The organism is Acinetobacter tandoii (assembly GCF_008867985.1).
Taxonomy (GTDB): Bacteria; Pseudomonadota; Gammaproteobacteria; order Pseudomonadales; family Moraxellaceae; genus Acinetobacter; species Acinetobacter tandoii.
Map to the genome: position 1 here is coordinate 425,485 of NZ_VXLD01000002.1, position 16,828 is coordinate 442,312.

A 16,828-nucleotide genomic window follows, 5' to 3' on the forward strand; every position below is an offset into this window, starting at 1 on the left:
ATTGCATCCAAAGGATGACACAGGACCATTAAAATGAAAAACCCTGTCGGATGGTTTGAAATATATGTCAATGACATAACCCGAGCCAAACAATTTTATGAAGCAGTATTTAATATTCAACTCTCTGAATTGACTCCTCCTTCTGAGGGTAACTCGCTTCAAATGTGGGCGTTCCCATCGGATATGCAAGTTTATGGCGCTTCTGGTGCTTTAGTTCAAATGTCAGGAGTCGCCGCAGGTGGAAACAGCACATTAATCTATTTTTCATGTGAAGACTGTGCAGATGAAGCAGCCCGAATTGGTGAAGCGGGCGGTAAGATTCATGAATCAAAAACTTCAATTGGTGAGTACGGATTTATTGTTTTAGCTTTTGATACAGAAGGAAATATGATTGGTTTACATTCTATGAAGTAAACCAGCGTATCGTAAATAATTTAAGGTTATCGTATGTTCTAACTTTGAATATTAAGCAGGTTTCCCTTCACAAATCAGACTTGAAAAAATCCAAAGAACACCCAATATTAAATAATAAGAATACATATGTGCTGTATGTTTCTTATTCTTAAAGGTTATCTGTTTCTCCAGGCAGATAATCTCTTGATCGCAGTCCTTACACTATTCAAGGACTGCGTTTTTTATTGGTATTCTTTAATTTTTCTACATAAAAATGATGATGCCCTTTTCATCCTACATTATTTACTTCAATATCGTTTGCACCAACCCATCGATCACCTGAGTCATCTTTTCAAGATTCAACGTCTTTAATGTGTCGGTAGCCGTATGATAATTCTTATTCCGATAAAAAGCGGTATCGGTCAGCATGATCGCAGGAATATCATAATTCCAATAGTTGCTATGACTTGAAAAATTCAATCCTGGGGTAAAAGACGGTGCGACTAAACGCTGGCATTCCAACTGCTGCATGGCAGCACAAAAATTCTCACCTAATCCACGCGAATCGATATCACTCACCGCTGCAATAAAATTACCGTGACTTGGATAAATCCACTTCAATCCAACAGGATATTCTTGCACCAGTGCTGTATCGTAGTAGCCAATCATTTCCAGAATATAAACCCCTTGAATCTTATCGCGTTGTGCTTGTACTGACTTGGCATGTACATAACTGCCCATATATTCTGTATTGGTATATGGCGGTTCTTCAAGCGTATAAAAAGCAAATTCTACATTATGGCTTAGATGGCTTTTTTCCTGTGACAAAATACGAGCCGCTTCAATCACTCCCGCGACCCCAGAGGCATTATCATCTGCTCCCTGTACTTGACCAAACACATCATAATGTGCGCCAACGATGACTTTTTCGGCTCCTCCCACATTTAATGAACAGACCACGTTGCGATAATTCTGCCGATTCACAATATAATTCTGAAATTGACAAGGAATACCAAATAAACGCATTTGCTCTTTGATCCAAGCTGAAACTCGATTTAATTCGGCAATATTTTGATGATTCCGAAATGAACCTGTACCAATAATTTGCTGTAAGTAAAGTTGGACATTCTGGACGTCAGCTTGTTGGCTGGTCGCAGAATTGGCCTGACTCTGCGTAACCACCGAAATAGCCGTCATCAATAAACCAACCCAAGCTACTTTCAAAAATTTATTCCTTTTCATTTATTATTATTCCACCGTCATCACAATTTTTTTTCGTTCTTAAAGAGCATTAATGCAACAGCCAGTAATTATTTTCAATTGCAAAATGTATATCGAGATTGGATTGTATTCATTCAACGCTATAATTCTGCTGAATTAGCATGTGATGCCAGATATGAAAATACGAATTCTGACCATTGGTCAAAAAATGCCAGCTTGGGTTCTGACGGGTTTTGAAGATTATTTCAAACGAATTCAACCCTTTGTACAAACGCAAATTATTGAGTTGCCCATGGCAAAACGTGGAAAAAATGATTCTGAAGCCGACATTTTAAAATATCGACAAATTGAAGGTGATAGCATTTTAAATGCACTCAAACAGAATGAAACGCTCATCGCGCTTGAAGTGGGTGGTCGTGAATTCAGCACCGAAAAACTGGCTGATACCATGAAGTCTTGGATGCTAGAAGGCAATGATGTCGCCTTGGCGATTGGTGGACCAGATGGTCATTCAGAAGCGGTTCGTAAAGCAGCCGCATGGCATTGGTCATTATCAAAACTGACCTTGCCACACCCATTGGTGCGTGTCATGCTGATTGAACAGTTATATCGAGCCATGAGCATTAATCACAATCATCCCTATCATCGGGCGGGTTAAAGCCATCTCCTATCATTCTATAATTGCAACAATACGTTGAATAGAAATGCTTTATTCAACTATTTCTCTTTGGCATGATGAACATATTCTCTTATTCAAATTAGGCGCAAGACGATGAATCTACAAACTTTACCAGGTTTATTTATTTCTCATGGATCTCCCATGCTTGCGCTTAACCCTGAACAAGTCGGTCCAGCCTTACAACGTTTGAGTTTAAATCTACCAACACCTAAAGCGATTGTCGTGATGTCAGCACACTGGGAAAGTCAGGCACTTGAGGTCAATACGGGCATCCGCCCAGAAACTTGGCATGATTTTCGTGGTTTCCCCCCTGCGCTATATGAAATTCGCTACCCTGCTCCTGGTGACCCCCAACTTGCCGAAGACATTTTAAAGCGACTGTCTGATGCAGGATTTGATGCCCACGCCAATAATAGCCGCCCGCGTGATCATGGTGTGTGGATGCCATTACTCCACATGTTCCCGAATGCAGATATCCCAGTGGTTGAAATTTCACTACCTATGCATATGTCAGCAGAACAGATTTATCAAATTGGGCAAGCTCTTTCAGTTTTACGTGAACAACAAGTTCTACTGATTGGTTCGGGCAGTATTACCCATAATTTGTCTGAATTGTCATGGCATGGGGAATCGCAGGATGTGCCTATATGGGCATCGACCTTCCGAAACTATGTAGTTCAAAAACTGTCGCATCAAGACTATGAAGCAGTATTGGACTGGAACAGTATTCCCTATGTACAGCGCAATCATCCAACTTTAGAACATTTTGCGCCTTTATTTTTTACAATGGGTACAGGCACACGCTTTAATATTGTCCATAGCAGTTTCACAATGGGCTCATTGGGAATGGACATTTACCGTTTTGACTAATCCTTTCTAAAAATTAAAGAAATGAATACAAATGTTGTACACGTATTCATTTCTTTTTTTTATTAATAATTTAACCTTTAGTTTTGTATCTATTCACTAAAGTGTTAATTTAAAAATGAAATTGAAATACCTTTTACTTGCTTTGTTGCCTTTTTCTCTTGCTGCTTGCCAATCAACTCAAACACCATCAAATTTGGATCAAGCCGTGAATGTACAATCAATTCCTGATCAAAACAAAACGCTTGCTGCCTATGAATGGATCAGCACTACATCGACCACGCCAAAACCTTTAACACTGTCGTTTAATACACAAGGACAATTGTCTGTAAAAACTAGCTGTAACGGTTTAGGTACGAGCTGGAAAATTGAAGGTGACAAAATTGTCACAGGTGCAATGATGGGCACACAAATGGCTTGTGCTGAACCCGCAATGCAACAAGAACGCTTAGCAGCAGATTTACTCGGTCAACGTTCAATTCAATTTACCTTGAATAGCCAAAATGTTGAAGCACCTACCTTAACACTGCTTTCTGCGAAAGGCGAAAAACATGTCTTTGTTGGGAAAATGACACCTGAAACTAAATACCAATCTCAAGGTGAAACCATCTTTTTAGAAATTTCGCCAGAAACAAAAACTTGTTCAGCTGGTGTCGCTCGCATTGAGTGCTTACAAGTTCGTGAAATCAAATATGATGACAAAGGTATAAAAACAACTGTCGATAAAGATTGGACTTTATTCTACGACCATATCGAAGGCTATACTCACGATTCTAAAACCCGCCAAATAGTTCGTCTAAAACGTTTTGAACGTCAAAACCCTGCTGCGGACCAATCTAAATATGCTTATGTGAAAGATATGGTCATTGAAACCGAAACTGTAAAATAAATACAAGTATAAAAAAGCCGATGCAATTGCATCGGCTTTTTTATCTGAACTGCTCGTTTTCTGTCTTAGAACACACCCTGCGACAGCATAGCATCAGCAACTTTCACGAAGCCTGCAATATTGGCGCCATCCACATAATTAATGCTACCGTCTGCTTTTGTGCCATATTTAACACAATTACGGTGAATATCTTTCATAATTGCATGTAAACGCTCATCGACTTCTTCGAAGCTCCATCCTAAACGCAATGCATTTTGTGACATTTCAAGACCCGAAGTGGCTACACCACCAGCATTAGATGCCTTACCTGGTGCATACAGAATTTTCGCTGCAACAAATTTTTCTACAGCATCGAGTGTTGAAGGCATATTGGCACCTTCTGCAACACAGAAAACACCATTAGCCAATAATACCTCTGCATCTTCACCCGTCAATTCATTCTGAGTTGCACATGGTAAAGCGATATCACAAGGAATCCCCCAAGGGCGCTTGCCTTCTAAATATTCAAATCCATGCTTAGATGCAAATTCAGAAATACGTCCACGGGCTTCATTTTTCAAATGCATCACTTCTGCTAAAAGTTCATCGGTGAAACCGTCTTTGACATAAACTGTACCATTCGAGTCTGAAAGTGATACCACTTTTGCGCCTAGGAACATGGCTTTTTCGGCAGCAAATTGTGCAACATTACCCGAACCTGAAATGGTCACAGTTTTTCCGTGGAAACTATCACCACGCGTTTTTAGCATTTCTTCAGCAAAGTATACTGTGCCATAACCCGTTGCTTCTGGACGTGCCAAAGACCCACCAAATGCCAAACCTTTTCCAGTAAATACACAAGAAGTATCATTACTGAGTTTTTTCATCATCCCAGCCATATAGCCGACTTCACGGCCACCAACACCAATATCCCCAGCAGGAATATCTGTGTTAGAACCTAAGTGACGGTATAGCTCAATCATTAATGCTTGGCAGAAACGCATAATTTCGCCTTCTGACTTCCCTTTAGGGTCAAAGTCAGAACCGCCTTTTCCGCCACCCATAGGCAACGTTGTTAAGGCATTTTTAAAAGTCTGTTCAAAACCCAAGAACTTTAAAATGGATAAATTGACAGAGGGATGGAAACGCATCCCCCCCTTAAATGGACCAATTGCTGAGTTGTATTGAACACGAAATGCTCGATTTACTTGGGTGTTACCTTGATCATCGACCCATGACACGCGGAATTGGATAGCACGTTCTGGTTCAATTAAACGCTCAAGTAATCCATGTGCTGCATATTTTGGGTTCTTTTCAATGAATGGCCACAGACTGGTCATCACCTCTTCTACCGCTTGTAAAAACTCGGGTTGGTGTGCATCACGTGTTTTTACGTAATCCAAAAAGTCGTTTAGGCTACTGTATTTCAACACTTCATCCTCAGCAATTTATGAATCAAAATAGGTCAAAATTAAATTAAGTGATAAATTTTGGCGCAAAACATTAAATACTTTTTATCCACCTTCCACAATATTTATTTAAAATAACTTGATATTTTCAATATATAACAAATAATTATTTTAACTATTAAATAAAGTTTGTCTTTCATATTTTTAAACCCTGACTTAACAATCCCACCTTTTTTTGCACCATATAAACACATTTAATGCATTAATTTGGAACACAAGATTAATCACCTAAATCATGCTAAAATTCAGAAAAATTTGACTCTATCTCTCTAATCCTGTTCTAAAAACAGGCGTGGTTTTCGCATGATTTCGCAAATTGCTCTCATTCAACACATCGACGCGCTACTTCCCCAAACTCAATGTGGTTTATGTGGTCATCGAGATGGTTGCCTTCCCTACGCCAAAGCAATTGCTGAAGGAGAAGCTACCAATAAATGCGTCCCAGGTGGACAACCTGTGGCTGATGCTTTAGCTGAATTGTTACAACGTCCATCTCTAAAAGCAGAGGAAAGCGTATGGCCACTTCAATCGGATGGTCGTCCACAACGAATGAAAGCCATTATTCGAGAAGATGAATGTATTGGTTGTACCAAATGTATTAGTGCATGCCCCGTTGACGCGATTATCGGATCGGGGAAACTCATGCATAGTGTGTTGACTGATTTATGCACGGGCTGTGAACTTTGTATTCCACCCTGTCCAGTTGACTGTATTGATTTAGTCGAAGATTTAAATAGCTTACCTAACGAAATTGAACGCACAATAGAACAAAACGATTTACGCCAACGCTACTATGCCCATATTCAACGTGAAGAAACTCGTCGCTTGCAGCGTAAGGGTCCTGTAGTACGTGCCGAAATTGATACAGCATTATTTGCTCAATTCTCTACTCAGCTTGATTCAGTACCTGTAATTGAAGTTGCCGACAAAACACCTACTGTCACCCAACAAGATGCCAAATCAACCATTGAGCTGGCAAAATTACGAACACAAATTAAAAAGTTAGAGAAACAACTTAGCGTTCGTGAAGATGTAAACAAGCGTGCTCAATTGCTAACCTTGACCGAACAACTCAATGCTTGGCAAGGAGCTTAAACATGGTGACCAAAACCTCTACCGTTAAAAACATGACCAAGAAGCAAATTCAAACCTTCTTTGAACGTTTACGCGATCAGCGCCCCAACCCGACAACGGAGTTAAACTTTTCTACACCATTTGAGTTATTAGTTGCGGTAACCCTTTCAGCTCAGGCCACTGATGTCAGTGTCAATAAAGCCACAGATAAATTGTTTCCAATCGCTAATACACCTGAAACCATTTTGGGGTTAGGTGTTGAAGGGCTCAAGCAATACATCAGAACCATTGGTTTATATAATTCCAAAGCTGAAAATGTCATTAAAACCTGCCAAATTTTAATTGAACGACATAACAGTCAAGTGCCGAATAATCGTGCCGACTTAGAAGCCTTACCTGGCGTTGGACGTAAAACTGCAAATGTGGTGTTGAATACTGCATTCGGACATCCCACCATGGCGGTGGATACGCATATTTTTCGATTAGGCAATCGGACAGGTTTAGCAGTAGGAAAAAATGTCCTCGAAGTTGAGCACCGACTGGTCAAAGTTATTCCTAAAGAATTTATGGTCGATGCGCACCACTGGCTGATTCTACATGGTCGTTACTGCTGCATCGCACGTAAACCCAAATGTGCTGAATGCGTGGTGTCAGATGTGTGTAATTGGCCAGAGCGTTTTGAATTTGGGGCTACCCGCGCAATTCCTGTTAATAATATTTAAGGAGCACAGCGCATCTAGCACAAGATACGCTGTTATCCAAAAATCACGCTCTTATTTTTTAGGCTGTTTTTGTTTCAATTTCGGATGTAACTGATATTGGGGTTTTTCCGCAGTTTTACTTTCTTCTTTTTGCTTTTGTTGGGTTTCTTTTAACATTTTAAAGCTGATATATAACAAACCCAGTAACATGACCAAGCATGCCAACACTAAAATGAATAAACCAATTTTTAACAAAATCGTATCCTCAAAAATTTAGGACAAATAAAAAGAGCCCTAATATGACTTAGGACTCTTTTAAAGTCAAAAATTCAGGTTTGAATTATTTTGACTGATCTAAAATTGCGAACAAATCTTTTTGTACGTCTTCAATTGGGCGTAAACCATTTAATTTGTCATAAGTCGGAGCATTTTCACCAGAAGCAGCACGACCTTGGTAGAATCCAACCAACTGCTCAGTTTCTGTATGATATGAACCTAGACGCTTACGAATAGTTTCTTCTTGGTCATCTGGACGTTGAACCAAGTCTTCACCAGTTTCGTCATCTTTGCCTTCAACTTTAGGTGGGTTGTAAACAACATGATAAACACGACCAGATGCAGGGTGCTGGCGACGACCAGACAAACGCTGAACGATTTCTTCGTCAGGTACATCAATTTCGATCACGTGATCGATGTTAATGCCTTCTTTTTCCAAAGCCTCAGCCTGTGGAATTGTACGAGGGAAACCATCGAAAATGCAGCCGTTCACACAATCAGGTTGAGCAATACGTTCTTTCACAAGACCAATGATCAGTTCATCAGAAACCAGACCACCGCTTTCCATTACGCTTTTAGCTTTAAGACCTAATTCAGTACCTTCACGAATTGCAGCACGGAGCATATCACCGGTTGAAATTTGTGGGACATTGTAGCGCTTACAGATCAACTGAGCTTGTGTACCTTTACCTGCTCCAGGTGGTCCGAGTAAGATAATGCGCATAAAAAAACATCCTCATTTAAAACAATATGTATGATACTTCGAGCCAACAATTATGCAGATCTAAACAGTCAGCATGAGTATCTAATTATAAGAAAGCCACAAACAAATGTATTGTACCAGCTATAAATCCAGTGACCCCACCTAATACAATCAGAATCCATTCGTCTTCCTGAAATGCAGGACGTAACAGGTTCTGGAACTCTTTCGGCGTTAACTCTCGGATACGCTCTCGGAACATTTGAAAGATTTTCTGTGCACGGCTCGCATTGAACGCAGGGTCGCATACTGGCACCATCGTAATTTCAATTGAGCGATCAATCAAGTCCGTCTTGAGTTTTGCGTACTCTTTTGGCCCTAAAGATAGCTGCAATGATGTACGAACCAGTGGAGTTTCCATAATTTGGTTAATATGCCGTTTGACGATACGACGAGTTTTGTCTTTTTTCGTGCCATACATCATTTCAGTCATGATAGATTTTAACGTAATCAAGTCTTCAGTAACGACACTGGCAAATACATCCGATACTTCTTCCTGACGCTTCATAAACGCGCCTTGAATATTATACGTTCCGATTCTCGGCCAGACTGGTTTCACCCAAGGAAACTTACGATCTTTAGTTAATTCAGTGAGTTGTGGGTAACGTACATAATGTGGCTCTATCGGGTTAAAGACCATCCAAATTGCAATCCAATTGGTTAAAAATCCCCAAACCGATGCCCAAAATGGGACTGTCCAGTGCCAAGGCACCACAAACCACACAATCATTTGGAACACACCAAAAAACATTCCTATTAGGGCACTAATATGCCAAATAAAATTGATTTCCTTTTGTCCCACTTTTAAGAACATACGCACCATTAAACGACGATCACCCTCCATTTGGCTGACCACCATTTCTCGCATGTCTACCAATGACTCGACGTTCACCGTTAATTCTGTTACCAGTTCTTTCAACACCTCTGGAAGCTGCTTGTGTGCCTGTGCATAAATACGGCGTTTAATCGAATATGGTAAATTTTCCCAAAGTACCGCATTGCGATCGACCATGACTTCATCAATCAGATGTTCCAGTTCAAAGCCAACCTGCTCACCAATAATACGCGCCATATCTTCTGGATCCATGGCATCTAAAAATTCGCGCAAAGAACCCAGTTTAGATAATGTATTATCCGTAATAATGCCTGAAATGCGTCCTGCTTTACGTGGCACAATACCTTGCCAACCCACAGGCAATGGACCTAAATGAAAACCCCAAAAAGTAATTGGATAGAACACCATTTTGAGTGCCATCCAAACATGTGCCCAAGTTACAAAAGCAGTTACAGGAATAATGCTCAGCACAGCCCAAAAATCGGGACGATTCAAAAAGGTTTGCCACAACTGATTGATGTACTCAAGCATGCATATTTTCCAAAATAATGACCAAATAACAGAGATTAATTCTTAATTTTTTAAACAGGTTATTTTCTGCCTAAGCCCATACTTAATGTATAAGAGAATTGTATTTTCGGTTCTATGTGTTCTACAACCACACCCTCACGATTTTTTAATTCTTCTCCTGCCCCAAGCCCGACACTGAATGTACTAATGCGATCTTTGTTTAATAAAACATATGCAAGATCTACACCTGCACCTAAGCGTGTTTCATCTTTATTATCCACTTGCTTACTGGCAATATGACCTGCATAGGCACCCACATAATACCCGTTTTTATCCTTTCCTGTGAAATAGTAAGGATATCTAAAACCTATTTGTGTTCCAAAAGGGGAATCATCGGTAAGAAAAAAACCCACTTTGGCATAGGCTATGCCATAAGGATTAACCCATTCTGTATTTAAATGAATCAGTTGTTGGGTTACCCCTGCTCCGAGATTCCATGTGCTGACACTTTCAGGAGGCAATTTCGCATCTGGTAAATAATGATGGTCTTGCGCATAAGCTGTATTGAATAATGTTATCAATGCTAACAAGGGATAAACTCTTGTCATTATTGTCACCTTTGTCCTTATTTTAATTGTGCATGCATTCCAAATTTTTTGCATGTTTTTGACTTTAACAGAATTGTTTCTATTCTTATATACAACACCTGATCTTTTTACTGTCTATAAAGTCAAAACACACTGTTGCAATTAAACAACCTAGCCCCCGCCCACTTCCAGCAGATAAGCATTATCAAAGCCTGTGACTTGAGTTAGAATAGCGCCTTCCTGATTCTCCCCCACTGTGTAAGTCAATCGCGTATGAAGCAGCACTTTCCTTTAAAAAATGTCCAACAAGAAAAGCGCATTTATCGCAATCGAGTATTAATCTCTGTCGGGATCGTCAGCTTTTTTATGTTGCTGTTGGTGGCACGTTATGCCTACTTGCAAATTATGCAATACCAACAGTTTTCAACGGCATCAGATCAAAACCGTATTAGACTTCAACCACTTGCTCCAGCGCGTGGTTATATTTATGATCGCAATGGCATTTTATTAGCCGATAACTACCCAGTGTTTACCGCGACCATGAGTCGTGCCGATGTGGAAGATATTGACGATACTGTTAAGCGTCTTACACCAATTTTAAATCTGACCGACGAAGATATTGAACGCTTCCTGTCTCGGATTAAAACCTCGAAGAAAACCGAACGTGTCTCGATCAAACTCAATTTAACTGAAACTGATATTGCCAAATTCAGTGAAGTTAAATTCCAGTTCCCTGGGGTCAATATCGAAACTCAAATGACCCGTTATTATCCACATGGTGAGCTGTTTGCCCATGTGATTGGTTATGTGGGGCGTATTAATGACAAAGAACTAAAAAGTATTGATAAGGACTTGTATGCGGGAACCAACCTGATTGGGAAAATTGGAGTTGAAAAATCCTATGAGGAACTCTTGCATGGCGTGCCGGGTAATGAATCGGTTGAAGCCGATGCACATGGTAATGTTCTACGCCATTTAGGACGTAAAGAACCCGTTCGTGGCAATGATTTATACCTTTCACTGGATTATGGCTTGCAGACTGTTGCTACGGAACAGCTGGCGGGTCGACGCGGTGCCATTGTTGCGATGGATCCTCGTACAGGTGAAATTCTAGCGCTGGTTTCCAGTCCAAGCTTTAACCCTAACCTGTTTGTAACCGGGATTAGTCATACTGACTATAGTGGATTACGCGACAATTTAGATCAGCCACTTTATAACCGTGCGGTACAAGGCGTTTATCCACCGGGTTCAACCATTAAACCAATGTTTGGTTTAGGGGGTATCCACTATGGTTATATCGACTGGGGGACCGCAATTTCCGATCACGGCTACTTTACCTTACCTGGCGATTCTCATAAATTCCGTGACTGGAAAAAATCGGGGCACGGCGTAGTCAATCTTCATAAGGCCCAAGTCGTTTCCTGCGATACCTTTTATTACGTACTCTCTTACCGTATGGGTATTGAGAAAATGAATTCATGGATGCGTCAATTTGGCTTCGGTCAAAAAACAGGGGTAGATTTACCGAGTGAAAGCGAAGGTTTATACCCAAATCCTGACTGGAAAATGCGTACCCGTAAAAGTAAATGGTTAAAAGGCGAAACGATTTCTGTGAGTATTGGACAGGGTGCTTTTACCGCAACGCCGTTACAACTGGCTATGGCAACTGCAATTACAGCCAATCATGGGGCACATGTGATTCCACATGTGTTACAAGTCAGCAAAGGGGCAAAACCACATAAAGTTTTGAATGCACCAGATGGACATATTCAGTTTAACGGTAAAGATGAAGACTGGGTTCAAATGCGTGACGCCATGGTAGATGTTATTGAAACAGGTACAGGTCGTGGTATTCGGACACCGATGTATAAAATTGCTGGAAAAACAGGTACAGCCCAGGTCAAAAGTATTGCGCAAGGGAAAAAGTATAATGAGGCTTTACTGACCGAGCGTCAGTTAGACCACGGACTTTTTGTTGGTTTTGCACCTGCTGAAAATCCTGAAATTGCCATCGCTGTTGTGTGGGAAAATGGTCGTCATGGTGGTTCTGCTGCACAATTGGCCCGCCCTGTCTTTGACTATTGGTTATTACAACGTAAAAAGAACCCGATTAAACCAGAAGGTCATCAAATTAGCGGTGGCTTAATGACTGCTGGAATTAAACCAGGCGAATTACCAAGTGGTTCTGGTACAGCTCCAGCATCCTCAACAACAGACTCTCAGGCACGACCAGCAAACTCAAATACTCATACAGCTCAACATGCAGCTACTCCTACCAACCAAGCTGCTCCTGCGGCTGCAGCGGATGATGTCGAATAATGAAAAATCAACTCAGAATTATTGGCGGAGAGTGGAAGCGCCGCCAACTCGCGTTTGCCAGTATTGAAGGATTGCGCCCGACTCCTGACCGCGTCCGCGAAACACTGTTTAACTGGTTAATGTGGGATATTCAAAATGCTCAAGTCTTAGATATTTGTACAGGCTCAGGGGCTTTAAGCTTTGAAGCCTTATCGCGTGGTGCCAAGCATGTGACCATGATTGAACCAGACCGAACTCAAGCGCAGTTTTTAAAACAAAATATTCAGTTATTAAAAGCAGAAAACTGCGAATTAAAAGTGGCGACTGCTCAACAGGCCCTTCCCACCCTAAAATCTAGTTTTGATTTAGTGTTTTTAGATCCACCATATAGCTTAAATCTTTGGGAAGAACTGGCCAAACTGGCTGATCCGTTGATTACTGAAAATGCCCTAATTTATATAGAGGCTGACCGAGAGCTCAACATGTTGAATTTACCGCACAGTTGGCACGCTATAAAGCAAACCAAAGCAGGTACAGTTCGAGCAGCTTTATATAAAAAAGTGGCAGGTCGTTAAAATACACTTTTCTTTATACTTATTATCTGTACTTTACTTCGACTTGCTTAAGATAAAAAACATATAAGAAATTGTTTTTAAAAATAAAAACCAGATGGAAAAACTATCCCCATCTGGTGCAATGATACTCATAAATCAATTAAAGGGTATCGGATAAATTCAACTTTGGGAGATGAACCATTTTTATCGTTCATATATTTTTGATGAGATGGTTCTGATTGATAATCAGTTTGTTGAAGCATTGGACTGGTATTTGAATGATCCATGCTTGTGCTAGGTGACATACAACCCATCATCAAGCCTGTAATCACTACAAGCAATAAGGTTGCTTTTATCATTTTCCTTCCCCTTTTTCTCTAGGGTCGAGTCTGTATTATTCACCTTTAATCCAAATTATAATCCCTTGATTTGTGCGTTTTTTGTACTATTTTTTAAAAAATGCCAATTCTACCGCTTATAAGAAATTGCGATATAGAGGTTAATCTACGATTGGCGCGCTGGCGCTTGCTTTTATTGTTCTTAGAACATCTCCTTCCTTTTACGTTTAATACAGTTAAATAAGGCGACAAGCCTTATTTAACCCAAGCATAAGACCTCAAAATGCAACTAATGTGGTAAGGGTCGAGTCTGCTTATAGTATGGTCGATCAGGTCGATGATCTGGCGGTCGACCTTCAGGTGGACGGTGTTCTGGTGGTCTATTTTCTGGAGGACGATGCTCTGGAGGGCGATTGTGCGGAGGTCTATAATCTGGACGTCCATTCCATCCATAACCATACGAGGGTCGATGATCATAGTCATGTGAATAACGATGATCATGATCATACCAATCATCGTCATACCAAACACAACCCGATAACATGATGACCGACAAAGTGGATAACACAATTAGTTTTATCATAATGCTCCCCTTGTCAACTGGGTGTACTTGTTCATTATTCAGGATAAGTATGGATAAAAAATCAGCTACTTGTTCTTTTTTTGTTATGTTCAAATAAATCTGTTTTTGTCTCTTAATAACTATATTGTGATTCATTAAAATAGAGTTGATGTCATTATATAAAACCTTTTACCAAAAGATTGTTCGTGTAAATTGAACCCATATAGCCTCCATTTTAATTAGGTGGAGTCATCTACCTGATTAAACTAATTTTCAAGAATATTGTCCTTTTTAATCTATTTAATTTCTGTTCAACATATCCCAATACAAAATAATTTCTTACAAGTCTCCCGTGAGTAATCCCTCTATAAAACAGCTTCTACCTACCCGTTTTGTGTAGTTTAAGTAAATGAAAATTGCTTGATGACATGCTGTTGAAATATTTAAATACAAATCCTGATGACAGTTTCACCTCATTGTTACCCTAGCTACACAGTTTGTACATTATTGTATTATTCACGTAATTCATTCTGTTTCGCTTTGTTGTTTTAATTGATTGAACGCCTGTGAATACTTAGCATGAGTCCTGTTCTGACTTAAGTGATGATAAGTAGAACATCTTTAATTTTATCTCGTTAATAACACAGGATGCCTATTATGAAATTAACTCATATCCTACTTGCAACAACATTTGCTGCTGCCGCAACCACAACTTTTGCTGCAACTACTGAACAGCCTCAAACTGAAGAGAAAGTCATTGTTTCAACCCAAGAACAACCTGCAACTTCTGCAGTTGAAGGCACGGCTGCTCAACCCACCACTCAACCTGCTGTAGATTCAGCAAGTGAAGCTACGCCAGCACAATAAGGCCTAGTACACCAGTTTTCTAAGACCTTCACTCCACCTCATTCACTCGAAGGTCTTAGAAATTTTCAGGTGATTCAGAGTATTCTGTCTCGCCTGAATCTCCTCAAAAATGCATGATCCTCTCGAATATCTGAATCATAAATATAGTTAATTACGATGATTCCCACGACATCAACTATCATCAAAATCAAAACAAATCTTTTTAAATCAACGTAATAACAAAAACTGAAAAATGGACTTAGGTCACTTTAATACTCGCTATCCACTATGGCATAGCTTGTTTGTAGCCCTCTCTTCACCGTTAATAGCCTCATTGTGAATTGATTGAATGGAATTCGCTGTGAGCACAAAAAATACTGAATTTACCACTGAAGTGGCAATCCTTGGCGCTGGTCCTGTAGGGCTTACGCTTGCAAATTATTTAAGCAAGCAAGGAGTACAAATCACCGTCATTGAACAACTGGATCAACTGATCGATTATCCGCGTGCCATTGGTATTGATGATGAAGCTTTGCGCACGATTCAATCACTTGGACTGGTTGAGCAAGTTTTACCGCACACCACCCCAAATCATGCTATGCGCTTTTTGACCCCAAAAGGTCATTGTTTTGCCGATATTCAGCCTTTAACTCGCGAGTTTGGTTTCTCACGTCGAAATGCATTTATTCAACCGCAAGTCGACAATGTACTGCTTCAAGGATTAAAGCAATACCCACAAACCCAAGTGCTATTTTCTCGTCAACTGACTGAGTTTAGCCAAGATGCTCAATCTGTCACGCTTAAAATGCAAAATAAGCAGGGACAAAATGAAGTTGTTAAAGCTCAGTACCTGATTGCTTGCGATGGCGGCAACTCTGTTGTGCGTCGTACTTTAAATATCGGCTTCGATGGTAAAACAGCACCAAATCAATGGATTGTGATTGATATTGAAAATGATCCATTGGCAACGCCACATATCTATTTATGCTGCGACCCTGTACGCCCATATGTATCCGCTGCATTACCACATGGTATTCGCCGTTTCGAATTTATGGTGATGCCTGGTGAAACTCAAGAAGAACTCAGCAAACCAGAAAACATCAATAAACTTTTGGCAAAAGTATTACCCAATACTCAAAATATTGAAGTGATCCGTCAACGTGTTTATACCCACAATGCTCGTATTGCAGACAAATTCCGTGTAGATCGTATTTTACTGGCAGGTGATGCTGCCCATATTATGCCCGTCTGGCAAGGTCAGGGGTATAACAGTGGTATGCGAGATGCCTTTAACTTAGGCTGGAAGATGGCATTGGTCGTAAAAGGAAAAGCTGGACCTGAACTCTTAGATTCATACCAAATTGAACGTAAAGATCATGCCAAGGCGATGATTGATCTTTCGGTTATGGCGGGTCATGTATTGGCACCGCCAAAAAAATGGCAAGGTTTTGTCCGTGATGGGATTGCTTATGCGCTTAATTATATTAAGCCAATTAAACAATACTTATTGGAAATGCGCTTTAAACCTATGCCGCAATACCATGATGGCGTGTTGATTCAAAATAAGCTGAAAAACTCACCTGTCGGTAAAATGTTTATTCAGCCCAAAGTTGAATTGGTTTCTGGTGAACAAGTTTTATTAGATGAAATCATTGGCAATGACTTTGCGATTCTGGCTTGGGGTGTAGATCCGCAATGGGGATTGTCTGAGACAAGCTTGCAGCAATGGAAAAAATTGGGTGTGACATTCATTCAGGTTTTACCTGCTGTTCAGCTACAAAACGAAAATCGCAAACAATACGATGGTGTCATTTGTGTTGGCGATATTGGGACTGATATTCGGACTTGGTTTGGTCGTACCAATGACTCTATGGTGATTTTACGCCCTGATCGCTTTGTCGCAGCCCTCGCAATTCCACAAAGTGTCGATCAAATTAGCCAAGCCTTGTTCTCAAAACTACATAGCAAAGCTTAAGTTATTTGAATTATC

General features: G+C 40.3%; 18 protein-coding genes. 10 read left to right on the top strand and 8 right to left on the bottom strand.

Translation table 11 applies throughout. The annotated features are described in order from the left end of the window. Positions 1 to 33 precede the first annotated feature (33 nt). Complete coding sequence (locus F4W09_RS05005) at positions 34 to 414, top strand: VOC family protein (protein WP_151504205.1); 381 nt, start codon at positions 34 to 36, stop codon at positions 412 to 414. Positions 415 to 696: 282 nt separating this feature from the next. Here F4W09_RS05005 and F4W09_RS05010 read toward each other — a convergent pair whose 3' ends face one another. After that, positions 697 to 1,635: a M20/M25/M40 family metallo-hydrolase gene (locus tag F4W09_RS05010; RefSeq protein WP_151504206.1), complete on the bottom strand. Its 939-nt coding sequence runs from the start codon at positions 1,633 to 1,635 to the stop codon at positions 697 to 699. A gap of 154 nt (positions 1,636 to 1,789) precedes the next feature. Here F4W09_RS05010 and rlmH point away from each other — a divergent pair, with 154 nt between their 5' ends. From rlmH to F4W09_RS05025, 3 genes are all read left to right on the top strand, one after another. Further along, entirely contained in the window at positions 1,790 to 2,272 is a 483-nt protein-coding gene (gene rlmH / locus F4W09_RS05015) for a 23S rRNA (pseudouridine(1915)-N(3))-methyltransferase RlmH (protein ID WP_026441300.1), read from the top strand. Positions 2,273 to 2,386: 114 nt separating this feature from the next. Then, positions 2,387 to 3,163 carry a DODA-type extradiol aromatic ring-opening family dioxygenase gene (locus F4W09_RS05020; protein WP_151504207.1) on the top strand — a complete coding sequence of 259 codons (777 nt, stop codon included), beginning with the start codon at positions 2,387 to 2,389 and terminating at the stop codon, positions 3,161 to 3,163. A gap of 115 nt (positions 3,164 to 3,278) precedes the next feature. Continuing rightward, positions 3,279 to 4,049 carry an META and DUF4377 domain-containing protein gene (locus F4W09_RS05025; RefSeq protein ID WP_151504208.1) on the top strand — a complete coding sequence of 257 codons (771 nt, stop codon included), beginning with the start codon at positions 3,279 to 3,281 and terminating at the stop codon, positions 4,047 to 4,049. A gap of 65 nt (positions 4,050 to 4,114) precedes the next feature. On the opposite strand, the gene gdhA is transcribed toward F4W09_RS05025, so the two are convergent. Continuing rightward, the gene (gene gdhA, locus F4W09_RS05030) at positions 4,115 to 5,458 is read right to left on the bottom strand and encodes an NADP-specific glutamate dehydrogenase (RefSeq protein ID WP_026441301.1); all 1,344 of its coding nucleotides are present in this window, start codon (positions 5,456 to 5,458) and stop codon (positions 4,115 to 4,117) included. Positions 5,459 to 5,800: 342 nt separating this feature from the next. On the opposite strand from gdhA, the gene F4W09_RS05035 reads away from it, so the two are divergent. Both F4W09_RS05035 and nth read left to right on the top strand, forming a co-directional pair. Then, positions 5,801 to 6,592 carry an RnfABCDGE type electron transport complex subunit B gene (locus F4W09_RS05035; RefSeq protein WP_151504209.1) on the top strand — a complete coding sequence of 264 codons (792 nt, stop codon included), beginning with the start codon at positions 5,801 to 5,803 and terminating at the stop codon, positions 6,590 to 6,592. A gap of 2 nt (positions 6,593 to 6,594) precedes the next feature. Then, entirely contained in the window at positions 6,595 to 7,293 is a 699-nt protein-coding gene (nth, locus tag F4W09_RS05040) for an endonuclease III (protein ID WP_151504210.1), read from the top strand. Between the two features lie 51 nt (positions 7,294 to 7,344). Here nth and F4W09_RS05045 read toward each other — a convergent pair whose 3' ends face one another. From F4W09_RS05045 to F4W09_RS05060, 4 genes are all read right to left on the bottom strand, one after another. Then, positions 7,345 to 7,527: a hypothetical protein gene (locus F4W09_RS05045; RefSeq protein WP_151504211.1), complete on the bottom strand. Its 183-nt coding sequence runs from the start codon at positions 7,525 to 7,527 to the stop codon at positions 7,345 to 7,347. Between the two features lie 85 nt (positions 7,528 to 7,612). Next, complete coding sequence (gene adk / locus F4W09_RS05050) at positions 7,613 to 8,272, bottom strand: adenylate kinase (RefSeq protein ID WP_016165854.1); 660 nt, start codon at positions 8,270 to 8,272, stop codon at positions 7,613 to 7,615. Positions 8,273 to 8,357: 85 nt separating this feature from the next. After that, on the bottom strand, positions 8,358 to 9,674 hold the full coding sequence (locus tag F4W09_RS05055) for a DUF445 domain-containing protein (RefSeq protein ID WP_016165853.1): 1,317 nt from the start codon (positions 9,672 to 9,674) through the stop codon (positions 8,358 to 8,360). A gap of 59 nt (positions 9,675 to 9,733) precedes the next feature. Further along, positions 9,734 to 10,261, bottom strand: a complete 528-nt coding sequence (locus F4W09_RS05060; RefSeq protein WP_016165852.1) for a hypothetical protein — start codon at positions 10,259 to 10,261, stop codon at positions 9,734 to 9,736. Between the two features lie 252 nt (positions 10,262 to 10,513). On the opposite strand from F4W09_RS05060, the gene mrdA reads away from it, so the two are divergent. Both mrdA and rsmD read left to right on the top strand, forming a co-directional pair. Further along, the gene (mrdA, locus tag F4W09_RS05065; RefSeq protein ID WP_151504212.1) at positions 10,514 to 12,559 is read left to right on the top strand and encodes a penicillin-binding protein 2; all 2,046 of its coding nucleotides are present in this window, start codon (positions 10,514 to 10,516) and stop codon (positions 12,557 to 12,559) included. After that, entirely contained in the window at positions 12,559 to 13,113 is a 555-nt protein-coding gene (rsmD, locus tag F4W09_RS05070) for a 16S rRNA (guanine(966)-N(2))-methyltransferase RsmD (RefSeq protein WP_104440998.1), read from the top strand. Before mrdA ends, rsmD begins: the two co-directional genes overlap by 1 nt. A gap of 128 nt (positions 13,114 to 13,241) precedes the next feature. Here the strand turns inward: rsmD and F4W09_RS05075 are convergent, their stop codons facing one another. Beyond that, positions 13,242 to 13,451 (bottom strand): hypothetical protein, encoded by a 210-nt coding sequence (locus F4W09_RS05075; protein ID WP_044740202.1) that lies wholly within the window; start codon positions 13,449 to 13,451, stop codon positions 13,242 to 13,244. A gap of 268 nt (positions 13,452 to 13,719) precedes the next feature. After that, the gene (locus F4W09_RS05080) at positions 13,720 to 14,013 is read right to left on the bottom strand and encodes a hypothetical protein (RefSeq protein WP_151504213.1); all 294 of its coding nucleotides are present in this window, start codon (positions 14,011 to 14,013) and stop codon (positions 13,720 to 13,722) included. Between the two features lie 636 nt (positions 14,014 to 14,649). Here F4W09_RS05080 and F4W09_RS05085 point away from each other — a divergent pair. Then, a complete protein-coding gene (locus F4W09_RS05085) occupies positions 14,650 to 14,859 on the top strand; it encodes a hypothetical protein (RefSeq protein ID WP_151504214.1) in 210 nt (69 codons plus the stop codon). A 328-nt stretch (positions 14,860 to 15,187) separates the two neighbouring features. After that, positions 15,188 to 16,813, top strand: a complete 1,626-nt coding sequence (locus F4W09_RS05090; protein WP_151504215.1) for a bifunctional 3-(3-hydroxy-phenyl)propionate/3-hydroxycinnamic acid hydroxylase — start codon at positions 15,188 to 15,190, stop codon at positions 16,811 to 16,813. Positions 16,814 to 16,828 lie beyond the last annotated feature (15 nt).